Annotated in this window: 4 protein-coding genes; all 4 read right to left on the reverse strand. The window is 67.6% G+C overall.

Annotated features, from left to right (window positions below; genetic code table 11):
* Positions 1-22 precede the first annotated feature (22 nt).
* Positions 23-769: a 16S rRNA (uracil(1498)-N(3))-methyltransferase gene (locus U9980_RS04335; protein ID WP_322766786.1), complete on the reverse strand. Its 747-nt coding sequence runs from the start codon at positions 767-769 to the stop codon at positions 23-25.
* Positions 770-823: 54 nt separating this feature from the next.
* Entirely contained in the window at positions 824-1,972 is a 1,149-nt protein-coding gene (gene dnaJ / locus U9980_RS04340; protein WP_322748166.1) for a molecular chaperone DnaJ, read from the reverse strand.
* Complete coding sequence (gene hrcA / locus U9980_RS04345) at positions 1,972-2,991, reverse strand: heat-inducible transcriptional repressor HrcA (protein WP_322748165.1); 1,020 nt, start codon at positions 2,989-2,991, stop codon at positions 1,972-1,974. Before hrcA ends, dnaJ begins: the two co-directional genes overlap by 1 nt.
* 208 nt (positions 2,992-3,199) lie before the next feature.
* Positions 3,200-4,444, reverse strand: coding sequence for a radical SAM family heme chaperone HemW (hemW, locus tag U9980_RS04350; RefSeq protein WP_322766784.1), 1,245 nt, complete (start codon positions 4,442-4,444; stop codon positions 3,200-3,202).
* Positions 4,445-4,517: the final 73 nt, after the last annotated feature.

Consider the following 4,517-nt stretch of genomic DNA (forward strand, 5'->3'; position numbering starts at 1 on the left):
CCAGCATCGCGCCACCTCCGGCCTACCGATCCCAGCGGGTGGTATGGGACAACACGATCGCGGCCGCGACGACACCTGCGGTCGACGTCCGTAACACCGTGCGACCGAGCCGGGCAGGCATCGCTCCGGCCGCACCGAAGACCTCAAGCTCACTGTCGGTGATTCCACCTTCTGGCCCCACTACCACGACGATCTCCGACGATCCCGCCACGCCCGCCTCGCGCAGCCCCGCGACCAGCGGTTCGGTCGCCTCCTCATGCAGAACCACCGCGATGTCCGCGGTCACGATCCGAGCGCCGACCGCAGCGGTGTCAGCGAGGCCCGCCAGCCGGGGCCAGAACACTCGCCGTGACTGCTTCGCGGCCTCACGCGCCGTGGCCGACCAACGCGCATGCGCCCGCATGCCACGATCCCCCTCCCAACGGACGATCGAGCGGGCAGCCGCCCAGGGGACGATCTCGTCGACCCCCACCTCGGTCATGAGCTCGACAGCGAGCTCACCGCGGTCACCCTTGGCCAGGGCCTGGACCACGACCAGCCGGGGAGCAGGCTCCGGGTACACGACCCTGCGTTCGACCGTGCAGTCGACCTCATCGCGCCGACAACGCAGAACGGTACATTCGGCAACCACCCCGAGACCATCGGTGATATCCAGGCGTTCGCCGGGGCGAAGTCGACGAACCGTCGCAGCATGGTGACCCTCCGAACCGGAGAGTGTCAGCTCTCTGCCGTCGGGAACCAGGCCCTGGTAGAAAAGAGGCGCGGTCAGCTGTCCGTTCCTCCGCGCCCGGTCCGGCCCACGGCAACCCGCATCCGGCCCCGCCTACCGCGTGCCGCGGGCGCCGCGGAGCCTGGAGAAGAAGCCCTGCCCGTCGGCGGTCCCGTTGCCACTGGTCACCACCGCCGGCTGCTCCTCGTCCCGCAACTTCGCCAGCTCTCGCAGCAGCCTTTCCTGATCAGGATCAAGCTTGGTCGGCGTCTCCACCACCACATGGATGTGCAGGTGACCGCGGCCGACCGAACGCAGATGCGGAATGCCGCGACCACTCATGGTGATGACATACCCAGGCTGAGTGCCGGGCTTGACCGTGAGGGTCTCGCTGCCGTCCAGAGTGTCCAACTCACAGGTGGTACCGAGCGCGGCGGCCGTCATGGGCACCCGCAGCTCGCAGTGCAGATCGTCGCCTTCCCGGGTGAAGACCGGATGGGGACGCTCCTGCACCTCGACGTAGAGGTCACCGTTGGGCCCGCCGCCCGGGCCGACCTCACCTTCGCCGGACAACCGGATGCGCATCCCGTCCTCAACCCCAGAAGGGATCTTGACGGTAAGGTTGCGCCGCTTACGTACCCGGCCGTCGCCGCCGCATTCCCGGCACGGATGCTCGATCACGCTCCCGGTGGCTCCGCATCGGGTGCACGGCCTGGAAGTGACCATCTGGCCCAGGAACGACCGGGTCACCTGTTGGATCTCTCCACGCCCGTGACACACCGGGCAGGTCACCGGATGGCTACCCGGCGCCGATCCCTCCCCGGAGCAGGTGGCGCACACCGCCGCGGTGTCAACGGTGATATCCCGGGTCGCCCCGAACGCGGTCTCGGCGAGGTCGAGCTCCAGACGGAGCAACGCGTCGTTGCCGCGACGGACCCGTGAGCGCGGCCCACGATTTGCCCCGCCACCGAAGAAGGCATCCATGATGTCGCCGAGGCCGCCGAAGCCCGCCCCGAAGGAAGCCCCGGCGCCGCCTCCCCCACCGGGAGCCAGCGGATCACCACCGAGATCGACGACCTGGCGCTTCTCCGGGTCCGACAGCACCTCGTACGCGGTGGTCACGGCCTTGAAGCGCTGCTGCGCCTCCGGGTCGGGGTTCACGTCGGGATGCAGTTCCCGAGCGAGCCTGCGATATGCCCGCTTGAGTTCGTCGTTCGAAGCGTCTCGGCGTACGCCCAGCACTTCGTAGTAGTCAGTGGCCATCAGTCGGCACCCAAGAGATCACCCACGTACTTGGCGACGGCTCTTACCGCCGCCATGGCCCCCGGATAGTCCATCCGCCTCGGACCGACCACTCCCAGGCCGCCCAAAGCGGACGCTCCGCGACCGTACCCCGTTGCCACCACCGAGGTGGAACGTAGCGCATCCATGCTGTTTTCCTGACCAATACGTACCGTAACGGTGTCGAGGTCGCGTACCTCGCCGATCAGTTTCAACAGAACAACCTGCTCCTCCAGCGCTTCCAGAAGGGGACGCAGCGTATCGGCGAAGTCGAGAGCCGACAATGTCAGATTGGCTGTACCCGCCAGCGCCACCCGCTCCTCGGGCTTGTCGACCAGCGCCTCCATCACCACCGCGATCAGCGTATTCAGATGTGGACGCAGATCCGGGCGGGCGGCGTCCGACAGGTCCGCGACCGCCTCGGGCGCGTCCACCAGCCTGCGCCCGTTCAACGCGGCGTTGAGTACACCCCGCAGTTCGCCGACGATCAGATCGTCAACCGGGGCGGGCACTTCGACCACCCGCTGCTCAACCCTACCGGTGTCAGTAATCATTACGAAAAGCAGCCGCGCCGGCGTGATCGTCACGATCTCGATGTGCCGGACGCTGCTGCACGACAACGACGGGTACTGCACGACAGCGACCTGGCGGGTCAGCTGGGCCAGCAGCCGAACCGACCGCCGGACCACGTCATCGAGATCGATCGCTCCCTCGAGGAAGCTCTGGATCGCCCGCCGCTCCGCCCGCGACAGGGGCTTGACCCCCGACAGCCGGTCGACGAACAGGCGGTAGCCCTTGTCCGTCGGGATCCGCCCCGCGCTCGTGTGCGGCTGGGTAATGTAGCCTTCTTCCTCAAGCGCAGACATGTCATTACGTACAGTAGCAGGCGATACCCCCAGCTGGTGGCGCTCTGCCAGTGCTTTGGACCCCACGGGCTCGTTGCTCAGCACAAAGTCCTCAACGATGGCGCGCAGAACGTCCAACCGCCGTTCTTCCAGCACGTCGCTTCACCCCTTCGCCACGTTGAGGCCGTTTGGCGAGGCCAGCCACGACCGCACGAGGCGACCAGGACCAGAACCCGTACTTCCGAAGCGTCCTGGCACTCCGTTGCCTCGAGTGCCAATTGTAGCCGTCTTGGCCTCCAGCCGAGACGGTCGAGCACGTCAGCGAGTGCAGAAACTCAAGGCCTTCGCCAAGGGGCGGCGCCGGTCAGTCCGCAACGAGATCACGGACCACGGTATCGGCCAGGAGCCTGCCACGCAGGGTGAGCAACACGCGTCCGGCCTCCAGCCCGGCCGGCTCGATCAACCCGTCCACAGCAAGCGTCGCGGCCCGCGCACGCCCCGCGTCGGTCAGCTCGTCGACGGCGAGGCCGTCGGCCAGGCGAACCCCGAGCATCACCCGCTCCATCTGCCTGGCGTCGTCGTCCAGCAGCTCACGGGCCGCGGCAGGACTCGCCTGCTCGGCGAGCAGCGCGCTGTAGGCGGCCGGATGACGGACGTTCCACCAGCGCACACCGCCGACATGGCTGTGTGCCCCCGGTCCGAAACCCCACCAGTCATGACCACGCCAGTAGCCGAGATTGTGCCGGCTGCGGGACGCTTCGTCACGGGCCCAGTTACTGATCTCATACCACCGTAGGCCCGCCGCGGTCAGGGTCTGCTCGGCCTGATGGTAACGGTCGGCCATCATGTCATCGTCCGGCGGGAGCAGCTCGCCACGCCTGATCCGGCGGGCCAGCCGGGTGCCGTCCTCAACAGTCAACGCATACGCGCTCACATGATCGGGAGCGAGTTCGACCGCGGCGTCCAGGCTCGCCTGCCAGTCCCGGTCCGACTCACCCGGCGAGCCGTAGATGAGGTCGAGGTTGACATGGTTGAATCCCGCCTTGCGTGCCCAACTGACCACATCGGGTACACGTCCGGGAGTATGCCGACGGTCAAGGGCGGCGAGCACGTGCGACCGGGCACTCTGCATGCCGAACGAGACCCGCGTGTAGCCGGCGGCGCGCAGCTGTTCCAATGTGCTCGCGTCCACGGACTCGGGGTTCGCCTCGGTCGTCACCTCGGCGTCCGGGGCAATGCCGAACTCCGTGTCGATCATTCGAAGCAGCGCCCTGAGGTCCTCGATCGGAAGGAGGGTAGGCGTCCCGCCGCCGAGGAAAATGGTCGAGACGGCCAGGTCTGCCGCGCCGAGGACGGCGCGGGCCACGCGGAACTCACCGGCAAGCGTCTCGACGAACGTCCCGATCGCGACTCCCGGGCCGAGCTCGGTCGCCGTGTAGGTGTTGAAGTCGCAGTAGCCGCAGCGGGTCGTGCAGTATGGGACGTGGACATAGACGCCGAACGGGCGAGTGCCCACCAAGTTTGTGGCCGACGCCGGAAGCCTGCCGTCGGCCGGGGCGGCTTCGCCGGACAACCCGCGGCCGGAAGCGGCCGCCGTGATGCGTGACATGACCCGTGACATGACCATAGTGTGCCTGAACGGCGACACTGTGTCTGCCCCTTGCATCCACTTTCGTTACAGC

The organism is Protofrankia sp. Cr1, assembly GCF_963555865.1.
Classification (GTDB): domain Bacteria; phylum Actinomycetota; class Actinomycetes; order Frankiales; family Frankiaceae; genus Protofrankia.